Raw genomic sequence first — 20,728 nt, forward strand, 5'->3', positions numbered from 1 at the left:
AGCCACGGCATTAGCCGCGGAAGAAGATATCTCCCGATTTACCCATGACGATTTTACCGGTGTCATTGGTAATCAGAATATAGTTAGCGTTGATATACGCCCAGTGGGTATTTTCCTGCGGGGCAGGCAGATTGCGCTTTTGCCACTCAGTGATGGTGAAGGTTTTATCGGTGTACTTCTCTGGCACGATGTCACCGATTTTGTACTGTTTATAGTCGATGATGATGGTGCTGAGCTCGTAATCAGGGCGCGCACCATTGACCGTTGACGGCGTGTTTGGTGTGGTCGGCGTAATACCATCATTAGACTGTGAACTGGTCGGTGCCTGGTTTTGCGCCGCACCGGCATCCGGCGTAGCGTTCTGAGCATCAGGATTAGCGGGCTGGATCTGCGGCGGTGGCGGAACGGTATCCGTTGCTTCGCCAGCAGCCTGTACAGCGGGGATCAGGCTCAGCGAGCCAACCAGTAATCCCATTGATAAAAGTACACGTTGAGTCCTGCGCATAATGATTTCCACGTTGAATTTTGACAGTCAGGCTAAAGTTTATCGTACTTCAGTTCCGTTGTGCTGATGCTATGTGCTGGAAAAACAGCGCTGTTCACTTTACTGCACACAGGCCAGGTAACGGACCAGACCACTTTATCCTGAGTTGCCAGATCGACCAACAACGCAATGCCTGAATTGTTGCTCCGGTTAAAGCCGCTCTGCAGCACCAAAATCGCATTGCCGTTTCATTTGTCATAGCCGATAAAACTGGTGTAGCCACCGATATAGCCCTCCAGCGCGGAGATCTGCGAGAGGGTGACACCACTCGCCAGCAGGCAGATTAAATCCCATTGTTAATCTGCTCATCCACTGGCCGATAGCGGCGATCCGTGTGAAACAGCCAGCCAAAGCTATGCTGCAGGAAACGCTGTTTTCCTTCTGTCAGTCATTTATTTAATGCGCAGCAGAGCGGCGTCAGCGGCAAAACGCACCTTAAATACGACGTGCCTGCAGTTGCATAACGGGTGACAGAGAGGCTAAACGCGGTTTTGCTGCCAGGAAATGCCCGAACAGGGTTAGCTGTGCTGCAGCCCACAAGGGTGTACACTGCTGCGGTTTTGAGGCTTAACGCCGCGCTAAAATTTGATATGCCCGGGAGGCAACCGCATGAAAGAAGGCCCACTGTCCGAAAAAGAGCTGCAATGGCTGGAAGATATGCTGGAAAAATATGGCAGCGAAGCGTCAATTATTGATGTCTCCGAACTGGATGGTCTGCTGACTGCCGTTCTCTCCGGTCCCGTGACCGTCGAACCCAGCCAATGGCTGGTGGCGCTGTGGGGTGGCGAGAAGCAGATTCCAAAATGGAGCAACGAGCGTGAAATGACGCGCTTTATGTCGCTGTGCTTCCAGCATATGAATGATGTGGCTGACCGCTTATCTGAATTCCCGGAGCAGTTCGAACCGCTGTTTGGCATCCGCGAGATGGAAGGCCTGGAGTTTACCGTGGTGGAAGAGTGGTGCTTCGGCTATATGCGCGGTGTCGCGCTGACCGACTGGTCTGCTCTGCCAGCGGATCTGCAGCCTGCGCTGGACGCTATCGCCCTGCATGGTGTGGAAGAGAACCTCGAAAAGATTGACGCTATGACGCCGGAGGAGATGGAAGCCAGCATTGAGGCGATCCGCCCTGCTGCGCTGGCGCTGCATGACCACTGGATCTCCCAGCCGGAAGCGATTCCCGTGCCACAGAAACCTGTTTCAGCTGAGAAACTGCCCGGCCGTAACGATCCCTGTCCTTGCGGCAGCGGCAAAAAGTATAAGCAGTGCTGTCTGCATTAATTGACTGATTAGCCCAATCATCTGCCGGGTGTTACCACCGCCCGGCAGATCTCGCCAGATTATCTATCCGTTACCTTCTACGATCAGGCAGTGCATTCCCTGAACAATAACATGCTTATCGCTGAGGTAAGCACGATTTTACCCTCCTGTGATAAGCATCCTTCCCGTTCAGGAATAAAAGTTAATATTTTTTTACTCTACGTAGTTGGAAAACATTATGTTTAAAAATTCACCTTGAGTTCACGTCAGATATAGCCTGCCCGGGTTTAACGCTCCCTATAAACCTTGATAGATATACATCTGTATTTTAACAATAGTTATAAATTTGCAATCTAACGACATTATCAATCAGCTGATATTGAAAAGTGCATTTAATGCTAAAAATGAAACAATGTTATTTATTGCCATGTGATAACGCACGATTATTTTTTGTTAAAATAACATTAATTCTAATCGTATTTTCTACGCTTAAACTTATAAAAAAACAGTCAATCAGGCCGCAAAAAAAACACATAACCCACTGATGTTATTAGTAATAAATAAAAAAACAAACAAACGAAAATCATTTCTGCGTTGATAGCAGCTTATTAAATACATTTACACAAGATTGACAAAAAACCCCTGCACGTAATGTCTGATCAGTTGTTTTTCCAGAGTTTAAAATCGCACAAAATCCATAAAAACTAATTTTATTCTGTCTGATAGGCTCATTTTAGGTTTCTTCTCTACAGCGTGTGGATAAGAGTGTGTAAATTCCCTTTCAGGATTTTATTTGTAAGAATGCAGATTAAAGTTAACCAACTCACTAAATCATCCCTCTCTCTATAAGATAGAAGTGATGGAAGTGATAAACACTTATCTATCCACCCGGACAAGTGTTTAGCCATGAACAGGATAAAACCTTGCCATGGAAATAGATAACCAACCCTATAGCAGGGCTCAGAAAAAACCGGTCAGCATTATTAAATAGAGTGTCAAATCACACTGATTATTAAGCGTTAAGATAAAAAATATATCTTACCCATTTTTATCACACCGCGTTATCGGGCCATAACTCACTGCCATCTGGAGGTTAATTCACTATTTTTAAATTTTTTTATCAACATAACACAGCAGCATCTGGCTACTTTTTCATCGCCAGGTTTATTTCAACGCTATTGGTGAAATATGAAAATACAATTAATTATTAAAGACACTCAGGGCAATGTTATTGCTCAACATGCTTTACAACCTGGAAAGTCGCTGGCATTGGAGTCTATGCCACAGGCTGCGTCCTATGAAGTTCACAGTGTTGATGGGCAGCCTCCCCAGAAGATCATTGCGTCAAAAGCGAATGGCCAGATGAAATTCAAGCTGGTGGATGATGTCACGGGTGAACAGTATGACATTGTCCTGCAAAACGTCAGTGCAGAAGAAATGCCGGTCATGACAGCCTCTGGTTCGGACGGTGTAATCTACGCTTATGACTATGATGCGGCTAATAGCGTATATGAACTTGTTTCGACCTCGTCGGATCCCCTTATCGCGGACAATGTCTATGTAGCGGGAGGGGTTTTAGGTGGTCTGGCTGCATTGATTGGTGTGGCTGCTGCATCAAACTCTGGTGGCAGTGGGGGTTCAGGAAATAACAACTCTGTAGCCGCGAATGAAGACAACTCTGCAGCAACCAGTGGAGACAATAGTGCTGCCAGCGTTATTCCTGCCACAACGCCATCTCTCGTCGACGACGCCGGTAACCCGGTGGCGGACGGATCGGCTACCAGCGACAGCACGCCCACCATCGGCGGCGGCGGCATGCAGCCCGGCTCCACCGTAACCGTTTCCGACGGCGAAACCGATCTCGGCACCGCCACCGTGGACGCGGACGGCAACTGGACCTTCACGCCTGACACCCCGCTGGCCGACGGCGAACACGCGCTGGTCGTTGACGGCACCGACGCGAACGGCAACGCCAGCAGCAGCACCGTCGACGTCATCATCGACACCAGCGAAACCGTGCCCGGCCTGACCGACGACGCCGGTAACCCGGTCGCCGACGGCAGCAGCACCAGCGACAGCACCCCGACTATCGGCGGCGGCGGCATGAAGCCGGGCTCCACCGTAACCGTCTCCGACGGCGAAACCGACCTCGGCACCGCCACCGTCGACGCGGACGGCAACTGGACCTTCACGCCTGACACCCCGCTGGCCGACGGCGAACACGCGCTGGTCGTTGACGGCACCGACGCAAACGGCAACGCGGTCAGCGACACCGTGAATATCACCGTCGACACCAGCGCCACAGCGCCGGGCCTGACCGACGACGCCGGTAACCCGGTCGCCGACGGCAGCACCACCAGCGACAGCACCCCGACTATCGGCGGCGGCGGCATGCAGCCCGGCTCCACCGTAACCGTCTCTGATGGCGAAACCGACCTCGGCACCGCCACCGTGGACGCCGACGGCGACTGGACCTTCACGCCTGACACCCCGCTGGCCGACGGCGAGCACGCCCTGGTCGTTGACGGCACCGACGCAAACGGCAACGCGGTCAGCGACACCGTGAACGTCACCGTCGACACCAGCGCCACAGCGCCGGGCCTGACCGACGACGCCGGTAACCCGGTCGCCGACGGCGCGACCACCAGCGACAGCACCCCGACTATCGGCGGCGGCGGCATGCAGCCCGGCTCCACCGTGGTGATCTCCGACGGTGAGACCGACCTCGGCACCGCCACCGTGGACGCGGACGGCAACTGGACCTTCACGCCTGGCACCCCGCTGGCCGACGGCGAACACGCGCTCGTGATTGACGGCACCGACGCGAACGGCAACGCCAGCAGCAGCACCGTCGACGTCATCATCGACACCAGCGAAACCGTGCCGGGCCTGACCGACGACGCCGGTAACCCGGTCGCCGACGGCGCGACCACCAGCGACAGCACCCCGACGATCGGCGGCGGCGGCATGCAGCCCGGCTCCACCGTGGTGATCTCAGACGGCGAGACCGATCTCGGCACCGCCACCGTGGACGCCGACGGCAACTGGACCTTCACGCCGGATGCACCGCTGGCCGACGGCGAACACGCCCTGGTCGTTGACGGCACCGACGCGAACGGCAACGCGGTGAACGACACCGTGAACGTGACCGTTGACACCAGCGAAACCGTGCCGGGCCTGACCGACGACGCCGGTAACCCGGTCGCCGACGGAACCAGCACCAGCGACAGCACCCCGACTATCGGCGGCGGCGGCATGCAGCCCGGCTCCACCGTGGTGATCTCAGACGGTGAGACCGACCTCGGCACCGCCACCGTGGACGCGGACGGTAACTGGACCTTCACGCCTGACACCCCGCTGGCCGACGGCGAACACGCGCTCGTGATCGACGGCACCGATGCGAACGGTAATGCCATGAGCGATACCGTGAACGTGACCGTTGACACCAGCGCCACAGCGCCGGGCCTGACCGACGACGCCGGTAACCCGGTCGCCGACGGCAGCACCAGCGACAGCACCCCGACCCTCAGCGGCGGCGGCATGGAACCGGGCTCCACCGTAACCGTCTCCGACGGCGAGACCGACCTCGGCACCGCCACCGTCGATGCGGACGGCAACTGGACCTTCACGCCTGACACCCCGCTGGCCGACGGCGAACACGCCCTGGTCGTTGACGGCACCGACGCGAACGGCAACGCGGTCAGCGACACCGTGAACGTGACCGTCGACACCAGCGCCACCGTGCCGGGCCTGACCGACGACGCCGGTAACCCGGTGGCCGACGGCAGCACCACCAGCGACAGCACCCCGACTATCGGCGGCGGCGGCATGCAGCCCGGCTCCACCGTGGTGATCTCCGACGGCGAGACCGATCTCGGCACCGCCACCGTGGACGCGGACGGCAACTGGACCTTCACGCCTGACTCTCCGCTGGCCGACGGCGAGCACGCGCTGGTCATTGACGGCACCGACGCGAACGGCAACGCGGTGAACGACACCGTGAACGTGACCGTTGACACCAGCGCCACAGCGCCGGGCCTGACCGACGACGCCGGTAACCCGGTTGCCGACGGCGCGACCACCAGCGACAGCACCCCGACTATCGGCGGCGGCGGCATGCAGCCCGGCTCCACCGTAACCGTCTCCGACGGCGACACCGATCTCGGCACCGCCACCGTGGACGCGGACGGCAACTGGACCTTCACGCCGGATGCACCGCTGGCCGACGGCGAACATGCCCTGGTCGTTGACGGCACCGACGCGAACGGCAATGCGGTCAGCGACACCGTGAACGTGACCGTTGACACCAGCGAAACCGTGCCGGGCCTGACCGACGACGCCGGTAACCCGGTCGCCGACGGCGCGACCACCAGCGACAGCACCCCGACGATCGGCGGCGGCGGCATGCAGCCCGGCTCCACCGTAACCGTCTCCGACGGTGAGACCGACCTCGGCACCGCCACCGTGGACGCGGACGGTAACTGGACCTTCACGCCTGACACCCCGCTGGCCGACGGCGAGCACGCCCTGGTCGTTGACGGCACCGACGCGAACGGCAACGCCAGCAGCAGCACCGTCGACGTCATCATCGACACCAGCGAAACCGTGCCGGGCCTGACCGACGACGCCGGTAACCCGGTGGCGGACGGCGCAAGCACCAGCGACAGCACCCCGACGATCGGCGGCGGCGGCATGCAGCCCGGCTCCACCGTAACCGTCTCCGACGGTGAGACCGACCTCGGCACCGCCACCGTGGACGCGGACGGCAACTGGACCTTCACGCCTGACACCCCGCTGGCCGACGGCGAGCACGCCCTGGTCATTGACGGCACCGACGCGAACGGCAACGCGGTGAACGACACCGTGAACGTGACCGTTGACACCAGCGAAACCGTACCCGGCCTGACCGACGACGCCGGTAACCCGGTCGCCGACGGCGCGACCACCAGTGACAGCACCCCGACTATCGGCGGCGGCGGCATGCAGCCCGGCTCCACCGTGACAATCTCCGACGGCGAGACCGACCTCGGCACCGCCACCGTCGACGCGGACGGCAACTGGACCTTCACGCCGGATGCAACTCTCGCCGACGCCGAACACGCGCTCGTGATCGACGGCACCGACGCGAACGGCAACGCGGTGAACGACACCGTGAACGTGACCGTTGACACCAGCGCCACCGTGCCGGGCCTGACCGACGACGCCGGTAATCCGATCGCCGACGGCAGCACCACCAGTGACAGCACCCCGACCCTCAGCGGTGGCGGCATGCAGCCGGGCTCTACTGTGGTCATCACCGACGGCAACACTCCGATCGGCGAAGCTATCGTGGACGCGGATGGCAACTGGACGTTTACGCCAGATACCGGGCTGGACGATGGCGAACATACGCTTATCACTGGTGGTATTGATGCCAGCGGCAACAACGTCAGCAATTCTGTAGACGTCATCATCGACACCAGCGCCACAGCGCCGGGCATGACTGACGACGCCGGTAACCCGGTCGCCGACGGCAGCACCACCAGCGACAGCACCCCGACCCTCAGCGGCGGCGGCATGGAGCCGGGTTCTACCGTGACAATCTCCGACGGCGAGACCGATCTCGGCACCGCCACCGTCGACGCGGACGGCAACTGGACCTTCACGCCTGACACCCCGCTGGCCGACGGCGAACACGCGCTGGTCATTGACGGTACCAATGCCAGCGGCAACGCGGTCAGCGACACCGTGAATATCACCGTCGACACCAGCGCCACAGCGCCGGGGCTGACCGACGACGCCGGTAATCCGGTGGCTGACGGCGCAAGCACCAGCGACAGTACCCCGACCCTCAGCGGCGGCGGCATGCAGCCGGGCTCCACCGTGGTGATCTCAGACGGTGAGACCGACCTCGGCACCGCCACCGTGGACGCCGACGGCAACTGGACCTTCACGCCGGATGCACCACTGGCCGACGGTGAACACGCCCTTGTGATCGACGGCACCGACGCGAACGGCAACGCAGTGAACGACACCGTGAACGTCACCGTTGACACCAGCGCCACCGTGCCGGGCCTGACCGACGACGCCGGTAACCCGGTCGCCGACGGCAGCACCACCAGCGACAGCACCCCGACCCTCAGCGGCGGCGGCATGCAGCCGGGATCCACAGTGACCGTCTCCGACGGCGACGCCGAACTCGGCACCGCCACCGTGGACGCCGACGGCAACTGGACCTTCACGCCGGATGCAGCTCTCGCCGACGGCGATCACGCGCTCGTGATCGACGGCACCGACGCGAACGGTAACGCCATGAGCGATACCGTGAACGTGACCGTCGACACCAGCGCCACAGCGCCGGGGCTGACCGACGACGCCGGCAATCCGATCGCCGACGGCAGCACCACCAGCGACAGCACCCCGACTCTCAGCGGTGGCGGCATGCAGCCGGGCTCTACCGTGACCGTCTCCGACGGCGACACCGAACTCGGCACCGCCACCGTCGACGCCGACGGTAACTGGACATTTACACCGGATACCGCGCTGGCCGATGGCGAGCACGCCCTGGTTGTCGACGGTACAGACGCCAGCGGTAACCATGTCAATGACACCATTAATGTCGTGGTGCAAACCGCGCCGTCTATGGAAATCGTTGATGATAACGGCACCGCTATTCTGGATGGCGACACCATCAGTGACAGTACTCCAACGTTCAACGGTAAAAACTTTGAACCAGGAACCACTATTGTCATCGCTGACGGCGATACCACGCTGACCACTGTGACTGTAGGTGCGGATGGCAGTTGGACCTTCACGCCAACCGCTGGATTGGCTGACGGTGCGCATGCCATCGAGGTCACCGTTACTGATCCCCAGGGCGTCAGTGCCAGCGGAGTCTTCAACGTCACTGTCGATACCACACCGCCTGAAGGAGTTGATATCTCTACAGTCACAATGGTCGATAACGACGGTGCCACTATCACCGCAGCCGGTATCACAGCAGATAATACGCCAACCTTCAGTGGCACAGCGCTGGAGCCGGGAGCGACCGTGATTATTCGCGATGGTGAAACCGTATTGGGGGAAACCACGGTAAGCGAAGATGGCAGCTGGTCCTTTACGCCTTCAACCTCGCTTGACGATGGTGAGCATCAGTTCACATTCGAAGTCACCGATGCAGTCGGCAACAGCAGCGGTGTATCTGAAGCACTGGACCTGTCAATCTCCGCAACTAAAGGTATCAACACCGGTGTTGTGGTTACCGATGATGCCGGCAATGTGATTGTGAATGGTGAAGCCATTAACGACAGCACACCGACCTTTAGCGGTCAGGATCAGACGCCGGGTGTCACAGTCACCATCGCCGATGGTGAAACCGTGCTGGGCAGTGTCGTGGTTGCTGAGGATGGAAGCTGGAGCTTTACGCCTGACGCAGCGCTGGCTGACGGCGATCATGCCTTGATCGTGACCGTAACGGATGCGGAAGGAAACACCCGTACAGACACCGTTAACGTCGTGGTCGATACCATCGCGCCAGAGATGATTGATCTGGCCGCAGTGGTCGTCTCTGATGATGCTGGCAATGCGTTAGCCGCTGGCAGCGCGATCAGTGACACCACGCCGACCTTCAGTGCCTCAGGACTGGAAGCAGGCACCACCGTTATCGTTCGCGATAATGATACGGTACTGGGTGAAGCCCAGGTTGCAGATGACGGCAGCTGGTCATTCACGCCGTCTGAAGCCCTGACTGAGGGCGACCACAGCTTTACGTTTGAGGCAGTCGATGCTGCAGGTAACAGCAGCGGTGAATCTGAGGCTGTCAGCTATGTCGTGGATTCTGTTGCACCTGAAGGCGTGGACATTACTACCGTGGTCATCACGGATGAAGTGGGTGCGGCTATCGATACAGCAGAAATCCAGAGCGACAGCAAACTCACCTTTAGCGGTAGCGATCTTGAGCCGGGAGCCACTGTCACGATGTACGACAAGGGCCAGGTCGTCGGTGAAACCACCGTCGCCGAAGATGGCAGCTGGACTTTCACCGCCACTGACGGACTGTATGATGGCAGCCATGAAGTGACCTTTACCGTCACAGACGCGGCAGGCAATAGCAGCGATCCATCCGGCACGCTGGATCTGAATGTCCAGGCTATTGTTTTGACGGCATCCGACAATGTCAGCTCCGGTGCTGCGGTAGGCTTTACCTATCCGATTGATGTTAATCAGGATCTTGGCACCGTTCTGAGCGACGGTGGGTTAATTGCGTTCAACAATAAGATCGTCAGCGATCCGATCGTGGTTGCAGATGGCACCATCATTGATCTTGATGTTACCGCAACCTCTTCCTCGTTCCTGAATATTGCCAGTAACTCAACACTGGTGTTGCAGAAGTATGACTCGTCCACCAGCACCTGGGTCACCGTTTCTGAGGATAACAGCGGAAATCTGTTTGGCCTGTTCGGACTGGGCGCATCAACCTCCACCATCACGCTGACCGGGCTGACTGCTGGCCAGTATCAGCTGGTGTATACCACCAACGGTATTAACGTCGGTGCTGGCTTTAATCTGGATGCCTCCAAAACCGTCTATACGCTGGCTGAACAGGGCACACCGACCGACTACACCACAGCAACCGGCAATGTGATAACAGATGTTGATAGCGTTTATGGTGCAGATGGTATTCCGCACAGTGCCTATACCTCTGTGAGCGCGGTGAGCGTCACCCACGCTGACGGCACCGTGACCTCTGTCACGCTGGATGCTACTACCAAAACCGCCACGCTGGTGGGTCAGTATGGCACGCTGGTCATTAACGCCGATGGCAGCTATGTCTATACCCCTATCTCATCCATGGACAGCATCGGTAAGGTAGATTCGTTTACTTATACCATCACTGACTCTGCGACGGGTCTGAGCTCATCCGCCCAGATTCACGTGCAGATTGGTACAACAAACGAAGCGCTGGATCTGAGCTGGGATGCTACCGATCCTTCTGCAACCGCCGTTACGGATATCGCTTCCAGCAATGAGGCCAATGCCAGCGTTACGGTGACTTACGAGTCATCCAGCGCGACGGATACCGACGTTAAGCTGGTTGCAGGCGGGACCGAGAACTACAGTTCGACCTTTACCCTGGCAGGGAATGACGACCTGATTACCGGTTCGCTGACGTTAACCACCGCATGGGGATTATTTGGTAACAACTTTGACTCACCATTGAACATCACCTATGCCGTGCAAATGCAAAACAGTGATGGCACATGGACCACGGTGAAAACGCAGACTGCCGTCGTGGCAGCCGGACAGCACAATGAAGAAGTTATCCAGAACCTGGAGATGTCGTCGCTGCTGGACGGTCTGGGTGAAGGAACCTATCGCGTGGCGATTTCAACCACTGGTGCAACAAACGTGGTGAAACTGAATATGTCAGTTCAGACAGTCAGCCCCACCGAGTACGTTATCACCGCGAATGAGGTCGCAACCGGCAACGTTCTGACCGACGAAGGCACAGACGGTGCAGTTGATAAACTCAGCTCTATCTATACACGGATGTATGCCAAAGCCGGTGACAGCACCAGCGATGTAACGGTCGATGACAGCTATACCTGGGTCACCGAAAGTGGCGTCTCCATTGCGGGTCAGTATGGCACCCTGGTGATCTATAACAACGGTGCTTATACCTATACCCCTGCCACTACTACATTGCCAGCGGGCTCTGAAGACGTATTCACCTACGCGCTGAAAGGAGCTAATGGTGAAGTGGTTAATGCCACCGTCACGATCCATCTGGGCGTTGAGGTTGACGGCAGCAACGGCGGTGCATTGGTATTCCACGGCACCGAAGTCAACGATGTATTTGATGTGTATGACACCAGCTTTGCCTCAGTAGATGGCGCGGCTGGCGATGACACGCTGGCATGGCATGGCAATGGCAAGCTGGTCTTGAGCGACGTCGCGGCGAAAGTCAGCAACATCGAATCGATCATGCTGACCTCAACCACCAGCAGTGACAACCTGGTACTGGATGCGCAGAGCGTAGAAGATGTGACCAGCGAAAGTAATGCGCTCTATGTTAAGGGCATCGCTGGCGACAGCGTGACGCTGGAAGGCACCTGGATCAACAGTGGCACGGTGATTGTCGACAGCATCACTTACACGCACTATACCAGCACCACCGCTGCCGGTACCCTGGTCGATATTTACGTGCAGCAGGGGATTAATCTTTCCTCGGTCACCTATACGGATAGCCAGAATGGGACGGAATATACCGTTACCGCTGCGCAGGATGTCACAGGTACGGCGAGCGACGATATCTTCAACGTGAGCGACACCAGCTTTACCCACATTGACGGGGGTGAAGGTCTGGATACGCTGGTGTGGAGCGGTACCGGCACCCTGACGCTCAGCGATCTGCAGTCGAAAATCAGCAACATCGAAGAGATCGAGCTGGTTAATGACAGCGCAGTGAATAATCTGGTGGTCACCGCGCAAAACGTGGCGGACATCACCGATGCCGATAACACGCTGTTTGTTAAAGGTGCCATCACCGACACACTGACCCTCTCTGGCAGCTGGACGCTGGCAGGCAGTGAAGTGGTCAACAACGTGGATTACGTCCATTACGTTGGTACCACCGCTGATGGTCAGACAGTAAATCTCTACGTTGATCGCGACATGAAACTGAGCAGCACCGAAACCGCCTCTGAAAACAATGCGGCCGACGTGACCGGCGACGTTGCTCTGCTCAGTGACAGCGTGGCGCAGACCACCACGATGAACACTGCAACCAGCAGCTTTACCAGCGAGAGCTTCACGGTTAACAGCATCAGCGATCTGCAGGAGATTAACGTCAGCGTGACCGGGACGTCGATCAATGCCAAAAATACTGTTTCGGTGAACTGGTCGTTGCAGGTTTACAACGAGCAGACGCTGCGCTGGGACAACGTGACCAGCGGCACGCAGGCGATCACCAGTGGCAGTCCGCTGAATGTCTCGCTGGAGGGTCAGAATGCGGGAACCTACCGCATCGTGGTCGACAGCACGCAGTCCGGACATCCCGGCTTCCTGTGGTCTACCAGCTATGACGCGCTCACCGTGAAAGTGGCAGTGAACATCGTCAGCACCACCGACTATAAAGTCAGCACCAGTTCCAGCGTCAATGGTTCGGTCTTTACCAGCGACAGCACCAGTGACAGTTCGCTGGTAGTGACGTCGATAACGGCGGGTATTGTGACCGGTGCGGCAAGCTATACGCTGGTTGCCGCTGCGGGAACCACTATCGCGGGGACTTACGGCACGCTGACGATCAAAAACGATGGCAGCTATAGCTACACACTGAATAGCGACTCGGTGATCAAACTGACCGGCAGTGAAGATTCATTCACCTATGTTCTGGCGGATGGAACCACCAAAAATCTGGTGATCACGCTGGGTGTCTCCGTGGATGGCTCTGAAGGTGGCGCGCTGATCTTTGCCGGTACCGTTGGCGATGACAGCTTCACCGTTCACGACACCCAGTTCACCTCGGTGGACGGAAAGTCCGGTCAGGATACGCTGGTGTGGAATGGCACAGGCGAGCTGAATATCAGTGAGATTGCGGACAAAGTGAACAATATCGAAATCATCGATCTGCAGGATAACGCCCAGGCAACGGCGCTGCTGATTAGTGCCGATGATATTGAGAAAATCACGGATGCTGACAATGTGCTGTATGTCAGAGGGGGCAGCAATGACTCACTCTCACTGCAGGGCGTGTGGACAGTTAACGGCGTGGAAACGCTGAATAACATCACCTACACCCTCTACACCAGCACGGCGCTGGATGGCACGGCAATCAAACTCTATGTTCAGCAGGGTCTGCAGTTCAACGAGGTGACAGAGCATCTCGGCGGTTCCATCGAGGATGTCTCCGCCGATCTGACCGTGGTATCGGTGAGCCAGAACGGTGAAACCACCGCGATTACTGACAGTGCCGTGAGCTTCAAAGGTGCCTACGGCACGCTGGTTATCGATGAAGCGGGTCACTACAGCTACGTGGTGGATGATGCGTATGCGCACAGCGGTAACACTGACACCTTCACCTATGCCCTGTCAGACGGCAGCACTGACTCTCTGAGCTTCAACCTGGGCGTTGATGTTGATGGCAGCGAAGGGGGCGCAATTACCTTCACCGGCACCCGCGGTGCAGATGTTTTTGAAGTCTATGACACCGATTTCATCTCTATCAACGGTGCCGATGGTAACGATACGCTGGCCTGGCATGGCACGGGAACGCTGAACCTCAGCGATATCTCCGCCAGGGTCAACAATATTGAAACCATCGACCTGATGACGGATGCCGGAAAAGACAATCTGGTCGTAAGTGCAGAAAGTCTGCTGAAGGTAACTGATAACGATAATACGTTATATGTCAGAGGGGAAAATGGCGACACGGTGACGCTGAATGGTAACTGGGAGCAGGCAGACGGAATAGTGGCAAATGGGGTTAACTATAACCATTACACCAGTTCTGCAGCCGATGGCTCCGTGGTACAGTTATATATTGAAGACGACATCACCATCGGATAATTAATATCCGCATTAAAAGCAGGCTGGGTTATTTATACCAGCCTGCTACTTCCCCGCGCTTTAATTCATCTTTTATGACGGAGATATATTTAATTATCTAAACATCATGAAAAAAATTATTATTATTTTGCACTGCATTCTTATTACCCAATATTCTTTTGCTGCCGATAAAAAACTTTTATCAGGCAGCGAGCCAGCTATTAATGAAGCACCGGCAGGTTTCTGGGGCGTATTTTCAAAAACGCCGGACCCCGGAACCTTACCTGCGAGCGGATCTGCGCTGGCAGACAAATTACAAATTAATCCGGCAGAAACTGAAATGCAGCCTGCAGCGTCGAACGGAGCTGAAAGCTTTCCGGCTGACTGGCAGGCGGCTATCCAGCAGGCGGTGAATCATCATCCCTCCATCAGCAGCAGCATTGCGACGCTGGAGTCATCAGGGTTCACCATTGATGCCGCAAAAGCGGGCTATCTGCCCTCTGTAAAAGCGGGTATCACAACCGGTCGACAGCAGGATGAAGGCAGTGGTCATATTGCCACCGTCGGCCTCTCTCAGATGCTTTACGACTTTGGTAAAACCGGCAGCGCGGTCGATCAGGCCAGCGCGAAATATCTGCGTCAGCAGGCCACTGTTCTGATGCAAATCGACACCATTATTGAACAGACCGCACTGGCCTTGAACGAGGTCTATCGCTCGATGCAGCTACTTGATAATTCGAAGAGAGAGGTGAAAGCCCTGCGGGATATCCTGGCGCTGACGCAAATGCGTGCCGATGCCGGAGCCAGCACACGGGTGGATCCGGTTCAGGCGCAGGCGCGCGTTGAAGCCGCACAGGCAGAGCAACTGGATCTGGAAATCAAACTGCAGCAGCAGAAATACCATCTGCAATCCCTGCTGGGACAGCCGGTTGCCGAAAAGAAAATATCTGCGCCGATCTCGCTGCTGCCGCTGATTGAGCGTCAGAACGCCCGGATCGATTTAAACCGTAACCCGACTATTTTAGTCGCCCAGGCCGATGCCGCCGTGGCACTGGCCGAATTACGAAATTACAAAGCGCAGCGCTATCCCACATTATCGCTTGAAGCCAACACCAATAAATATATCGGTGACATTGCGGATTATCAGCGCCATAGCCAGTACCAGAACGTTTATCTGTCTGTTAACAGCACGCTTTATCAGGGCGGCGCATTAGTGGCGCAGGAAAGTGCCAGTGCCAGAGCGCTGGAAGCGGCCAGAACGACCATAGCCAGTAAAAAACTGGAGATCAGCGATCAGCAACGCAATTATTTCCAGAGCGTAAAGGGATTACAAAAAAATATCAGCCTGCTGAAGCGTCGTATGAAAACGATTATGGAGACGCGCTCTCTTTATCGTGAGCAATATTTATCGCTGGGTAATCGAAACGTACTCGACTTACTTAACGCCGAACAGGAAATAAGCCGTGCTCAGCAGGATTTAATTAATGCCCGCTGCGACCTCTGGGCCTCTTCCGTTAATTATCTGGTATTAACCGGTATGGCACGCGAAGCGTTTGATTTAAATAATAAGGTCATTCAGGGACTGCGCATTGCGCCGTAATTCTGTCAGCAATGAAGAGAAGATGATAATGAACACAATATCTGACAGCGAGAATGCATCAGCACAGCCTCACGCGAAAAAGGCTTATACCCCCTGGCTCGACGCGCTGCTGCTGGTGGCGAAACATTACCGCCTTGATGGTTCACCTGAACGGGTGAAAGGCGAAGCGGAATGGCATATGCAGCACTTTTCACAGGATGCCCTGATTGAAAATATGGCGCGCCAGCTCGGCCTGCTGGTGATTTTTGACGCGTTTGACCCGGATCAGCTCGATCCGTGGCGCATGCCGTTGATCGTCGATTTCGGTCCCCGCGGCGTCGGCGTCATCACCACGGTGGGCGAAGATGGCCAGGTCAGCGTGATGCTGAGCGGTGAAAAACAGCTGCAGACCACGCTGAGTATTGCAGAGCTGTCGCAGCATGCACAGCGCGTGTTGCTGGCCAAACCGGAGTCCTCCGTGCCGGATGCGCGGGTGGATGATTACATCAAGCCGCATCGTGCTGACTGGCTGTGGCAGACCATTCTTCGTGAGTGGCCAGCCTATGTGAACGTGATGTTTGCGTCGCTGATCTCCAACGTGCTGGGCCTCTCCGCGATGCTCTTCACCATGCAGGTGTATGACCGGGTGATCCCTTCCCAGTCGGTGCCCTCGCTCTGGGTACTGTTTGGTGGCGTCATGATCGCCCTGACCTGCGTGTTTGTAATGCGTATTATCCGCACGCATATCTCTGATGCAGCCGGTAAAAGCGCGGATCTGCGCATCTCCGATCGCGTCTTTGGTCACGCGCTGCGGATCCGTAACGATCAGCGTCCCAAATCGACCGGATCGTTTATTGCCCAGATCCGCGAGCTGGAACAGATTCGTGAGCTGATTACCTCGACCACCATCTCCGCGATTGCCGATCTGCCTTTTTTAATCATCTTCCTCTTTATCCTCTGGTTACTGGGTGGATGGCTGGTACTGGTTCCGCTGACGGCGATTCCGCTGATTGTTATTCCGGGCCTGCTGGCGCAGGGTTCGCTGGCGAAGCTCTCCAAAGCGACCATGCGCGAGTCTGCGGTGCGCAGCGCCATGCTGGTTGAGACCGTACAGGGCATGGATGACATCAAGCTGCTGCGCGCAGAGCCTTACTTTCAGAACCAGTGGAATCACCTGAATGAGGTGATCAGTAAATCTTCACAGAAGCAGCGTTTTGTCAGCGGCCTGCTGATGAGCTGGACCAGTGAAGTCCAGACCGTTGCCTATGTCAGCGTGGTGCTGGTGGGGGCCTTTTTTGCCATGAGCGGTGACCTCTCTACCGGCGTGTTGATTGGCTGCTCGATGCTGGCCTCACGCATGATGGCACCGCTGGGCCAGCTGGCGATGATATTTGGCCGCTGGCAGCAGGCCAAAGTAGCACGCGAAGGACTGGAGAACCTGCTTAACAGCGAGGTCGATCAGCCAGAGCGCAGCATCCGCATTCATCGCCCGCGCATTAACGGCGAATATGCGCTCTCTGACGTCATCTATCGCTACGATCCGAACTCACCTGATCCGGTGCTGACGGTGAAAAAGCTGACCATTAAAGCCGGTGAGAAAGTGGCGCTGCTGGGACGTAATGGATCCGGTAAATCGACGCTGTTACAGCTGATGGCGGGTCTGCTACAGCCAGGTGAAGGTGCCCTGCTGCTGGATAGCGTGCGGCTCTCTTCCATTGACCCGCTGGATGTACGGCGTGACGTCGGACTGCTCACCCAGAACGCCTCCCTGTTCTACGGCACGATCCGCGAGAACTTACGCCTGGGCATGCCGCTGGCGACGGAAGAGGAGATGCTTCAGGCTCTGGAGATCAGCGGCGCACTCGACTTTATTCAGCGCCTGCCGGAAGGCATGGATTACCTGTTGCAGGAAGGCGGCAAAGGTTTGTCTGGCGGCCAGCGTCAGCAGCTGTTGCTGGCACGCACCCTGCTCCGCCAGCCCAGCGTACTGCTGCTGGATGAACCTACCGCCTGGCTGGATGATGCCGCTGAAAAACATCTGATTGAACGGCTGATGACGTGGATGGGTAACCGTACCTTGATCATCGCCACCCATCGTCCGGCGGTATTGCAGCTGGTTGACCGCATCATGCTGATGGATAAAGGCAGGATTGCGCGGGATGGTTCAAAAGCAGAGATGCTGGTCACCCGGCCCGAAGCCAGTGCCGCGCCGCATCAGGGCAAAGTGAATGTTAAACCGCAGGGAGCAGAGGCATGAGTTTCTCCTTATTCCGTAAAAAGAAGCATCAACGTTCCCGTCAGCGGGTTTCTTCCGGCGGCCTGATTATTATGTCGGTGCTGGTCATGCTGCTGCTGTTCTTTGTCTGGGCTTCTAACTTTGAACTGGATGAAGTCACCGTGGGTGTCGGCAAAGTGGTGCCCAGCTCACACGAGCAGATCATCCAGTCACTGGAAGGCGGGATTCTGAAAGAGCTGAAGGTTCACGAAGGCGATGTGGTTGAGGCGGGTCAGGTACTGGCCCTGTTAGACCCCACCCAGATTGACTCCGGTGTGCAGGAGAGCACGTCGCGTTTACGCGCGGCGCTCGCGACGGCGGCCCGCTTGCAGGCTGAGACGGCAGGCACGCCGCTGACCTTTCCGCCTGAGGTATTAGCGGATCCGTCCCTGGTGGCTGCTGAGACGGCGCTTTATCACTCGCGTCGTGAGAACTACAGCAAAACCATCAGCGGCCTGACCGAAGCGCTGAGCCTGATTAACCGCGAGCTGCAGCTGACCTCTTCCCTGGTGGCAAAAGGCGCAGCCAGTAACGTGGAAGTGCTGCGTCTGAAACGTCAGGCTAACGACCTGCAAAGTAAGCTCAACGACGCGGAAAATAACTACATCGTGCAGGCACGTGAAGAGCTGGCGAAAGCCAACGCCGAAGCGGCATCTCAGCGATCGATTATCATCGGGCGGGCGGACTCGCTGAAGCGCACGGTTATCGTCACGCCGGTCAGAGGGATCGTTAAAGATATCGAGGTAAACACGGTCGGCGGCGTGATTCCGCAGCGCGGCAATCTGATGGAAATTGTGCCGCTGGATGAGCAGCTAATGATTGAGGCGCAGATCGCCCCGCGCGATGTCGCCTTTATCACACCAGGCCAGCGTGCGGTGGTGAAGCTGACCGCGTATGACTACAACATCTATGGGGGGCTGGAGGGCAAAGTAGCCTCTATTTCTCCCGACACCATTCAGGATGAAGTTCATCGCGACCAGTACTATTACCGCGTCTACATCCGCACCGAAAAGGATTATCTGGTCAATAAAAAGGGCAAAAAGTTTCCGGTTTATCCGGGGATGATCGCGATGGGTGAGATCCACACCGGCAGTAAAACCATCATGGAGTATCTGATGAAACCGCTGAACCGGGCGAAAGAAGCGCTGCGGGAGAGGTAAAATCTGCGGGGGCTAGAGATGGCACGGTGAAAATACATGTCCGGGCTTCTGAACCTGCCTGGACATGCTTTTTGCTTAAAGTTAGTCGTATAAGTAGTCGCAGTGAAGATAGCGCTGTTTAGTTCTGTAGGGAAAGTGTCGCTGTATCGGTAAGTCGGTCACCAGTGCTTAATGGGATCAGACCCGATGCACAGGCGATCGTCCTCGTCAGCCGGGTTAGTGCTATGAGAGGGTCTAATTACAGCACAGCGGTTGGGTCGGTGGATGATTCAGGGTGATGAAGTTTGATTACCCGCGGCTGAAACGTCAGCTGGCGGCGCTGAAAGAATAGCGCAGCGTTTATCCAGTAGCGACTCAACGGACGCCCGATTGCCCTTATCCCAGCCGCGCCGGGTGGTTAGCAGGATAAACCCTTTTTCTCCCGAAAAAGTCGTCGGGATGAGTGCCACGCCAGACTCCCCCAGCTGCGGCGAGGAGAGATGGAAATGGCGCGCCACGGAGGAAACAGGATAGATACCCATCGCCGTCGGCTGCATAACGCGACGGGCATAGTAGGTGTGATTCAGCAAACGGTCAGGCAAGGGCCGCCAGTCATTATGAATAAAGGGGCGCTCGGCCTGAAGCTGGCGATAGACATCTTCCCGCAGGCAGGTCAGATGAATATGCAGTTGATTCTGGCTGCGGCCATAAGCGGAATTCAGCGCCATGCCGAGCCGATCCTCAGGCACTTCAGCACCGTAGGCCGCTATCAGACGATAGCGCATTAACCAGGCGTAGCCGAAATAATCGGGACGTCCGGGACGCGACAGCGCAATGCTCTCGATACCGGACATCGCCACCGTGGGCACCAGAATAAAGTGCAACCTGTGACGAGGATTCTGGATGATGCTGTAGCCCTGTGTGTTGTCCTGCGGCAGATAGACTTGCTGGCAGGGTGCCGGATCGCGACGGTAGTGATAGTTATTCATGCAGAGGTCATGCGTGACCATCCACAGCGCGTCAGAGCGGGCGCATCCAACCAGTAGCAGCGCGATGACCAGCGGCAGAGATTGGCATAGCCACTCAAACATCCTGTCCAGAAAATGGTGTTTGGTTAAGCGACTCAATGCGAATATTCTCTCAGAAAGACGGGGTCACTCTGGTCACAGAGGGAGCTTTTGCCATGAATTTATCTCCCTTTGTCGCAGAAGTCAGACACCCTGTAAGTTAACCGCCGTCCGTTACCTTTATCAAAGCTCTCTTCGAATTCATAACCAGGGCGGAACTGCCTGCAATGTGACGCGAAGATGGAATGACATTCAGAAACAGGCCCAAGGCTGACATTTTAGTCCGCTTTTTTTCCGGACATAGAGTCGCTATACCGATATCCCCATGAAAAGCTGGTTCTG

7 protein-coding genes and 1 pseudogene are annotated in these 20,728 nt (G+C 56.6%); 5 read left to right on the forward strand and 3 right to left on the reverse strand.

Annotated features, from left to right (window positions below; genetic code table 11):
• Window positions 1-10 precede the first annotated feature (10 nt).
• On the reverse strand, window positions 11-505 hold the full coding sequence (locus F3I20_RS17380; RefSeq protein WP_150010997.1) for an RcnB family protein: 495 nt from the start codon (window positions 503-505) through the stop codon (window positions 11-13).
• Between the two features lie 32 nt (window positions 506-537).
• Window positions 538-795, reverse strand: a pseudogene (locus tag F3I20_RS24220) (hypothetical protein); the annotation flags it as partial.
• Between the two features lie 358 nt (window positions 796-1,153).
• Here F3I20_RS24220 and F3I20_RS17390 point away from each other — a divergent pair.
• The 5 genes from F3I20_RS17390 to F3I20_RS17410 all read left to right on the forward strand — a co-directional run bounded on the left by F3I20_RS17390 (window position 1,154) and on the right by F3I20_RS17410 (window position 19,340).
• Window positions 1,154-1,822: a YecA/YgfB family protein gene (locus F3I20_RS17390; protein ID WP_150010999.1), complete on the forward strand. Its 669-nt coding sequence runs from the start codon at window positions 1,154-1,156 to the stop codon at window positions 1,820-1,822.
• 1,167 nt (window positions 1,823-2,989) lie between these two features.
• Window positions 2,990-14,347, forward strand: a complete 11,358-nt coding sequence (locus F3I20_RS17395; RefSeq protein WP_150059926.1) for a beta strand repeat-containing protein — start codon at window positions 2,990-2,992, stop codon at window positions 14,345-14,347.
• Window positions 14,348-14,666: 319 nt separating this feature from the next.
• Window positions 14,667-15,926 carry a TolC family outer membrane protein gene (locus tag F3I20_RS17400; protein WP_223813134.1) on the forward strand — a complete coding sequence of 420 codons (1,260 nt, stop codon included), beginning with the start codon at window positions 14,667-14,669 and terminating at the stop codon, window positions 15,924-15,926.
• Between the two features lie 28 nt (window positions 15,927-15,954).
• Complete coding sequence (locus tag F3I20_RS17405; RefSeq protein ID WP_150038677.1) at window positions 15,955-18,162, forward strand: type I secretion system permease/ATPase; 2,208 nt, start codon at window positions 15,955-15,957, stop codon at window positions 18,160-18,162.
• On the forward strand, window positions 18,159-19,340 hold the full coding sequence (locus F3I20_RS17410; protein ID WP_150015991.1) for a beta-barrel domain-containing protein: 1,182 nt from the start codon (window positions 18,159-18,161) through the stop codon (window positions 19,338-19,340). The genes F3I20_RS17405 and F3I20_RS17410 overlap by 4 nt, the downstream gene beginning before the upstream one ends.
• Before the next feature lie 269 nt (window positions 19,341-19,609).
• Here F3I20_RS17410 and F3I20_RS17415 read toward each other — a convergent pair whose 3' ends face one another.
• The gene (locus F3I20_RS17415; RefSeq protein ID WP_150038679.1) at window positions 19,610-20,410 is read right to left on the reverse strand and encodes a CDP-diacylglycerol pyrophosphatase; all 801 of its coding nucleotides are present in this window, start codon (window positions 20,408-20,410) and stop codon (window positions 19,610-19,612) included.
• Window positions 20,411-20,728 lie beyond the last annotated feature (318 nt).

This window comes from Candidatus Pantoea gossypiicola (genome assembly GCF_008632075.1).
Lineage (GTDB): Bacteria > Pseudomonadota > Gammaproteobacteria > Enterobacterales > Enterobacteriaceae > Pantoea > Pantoea gossypiicola.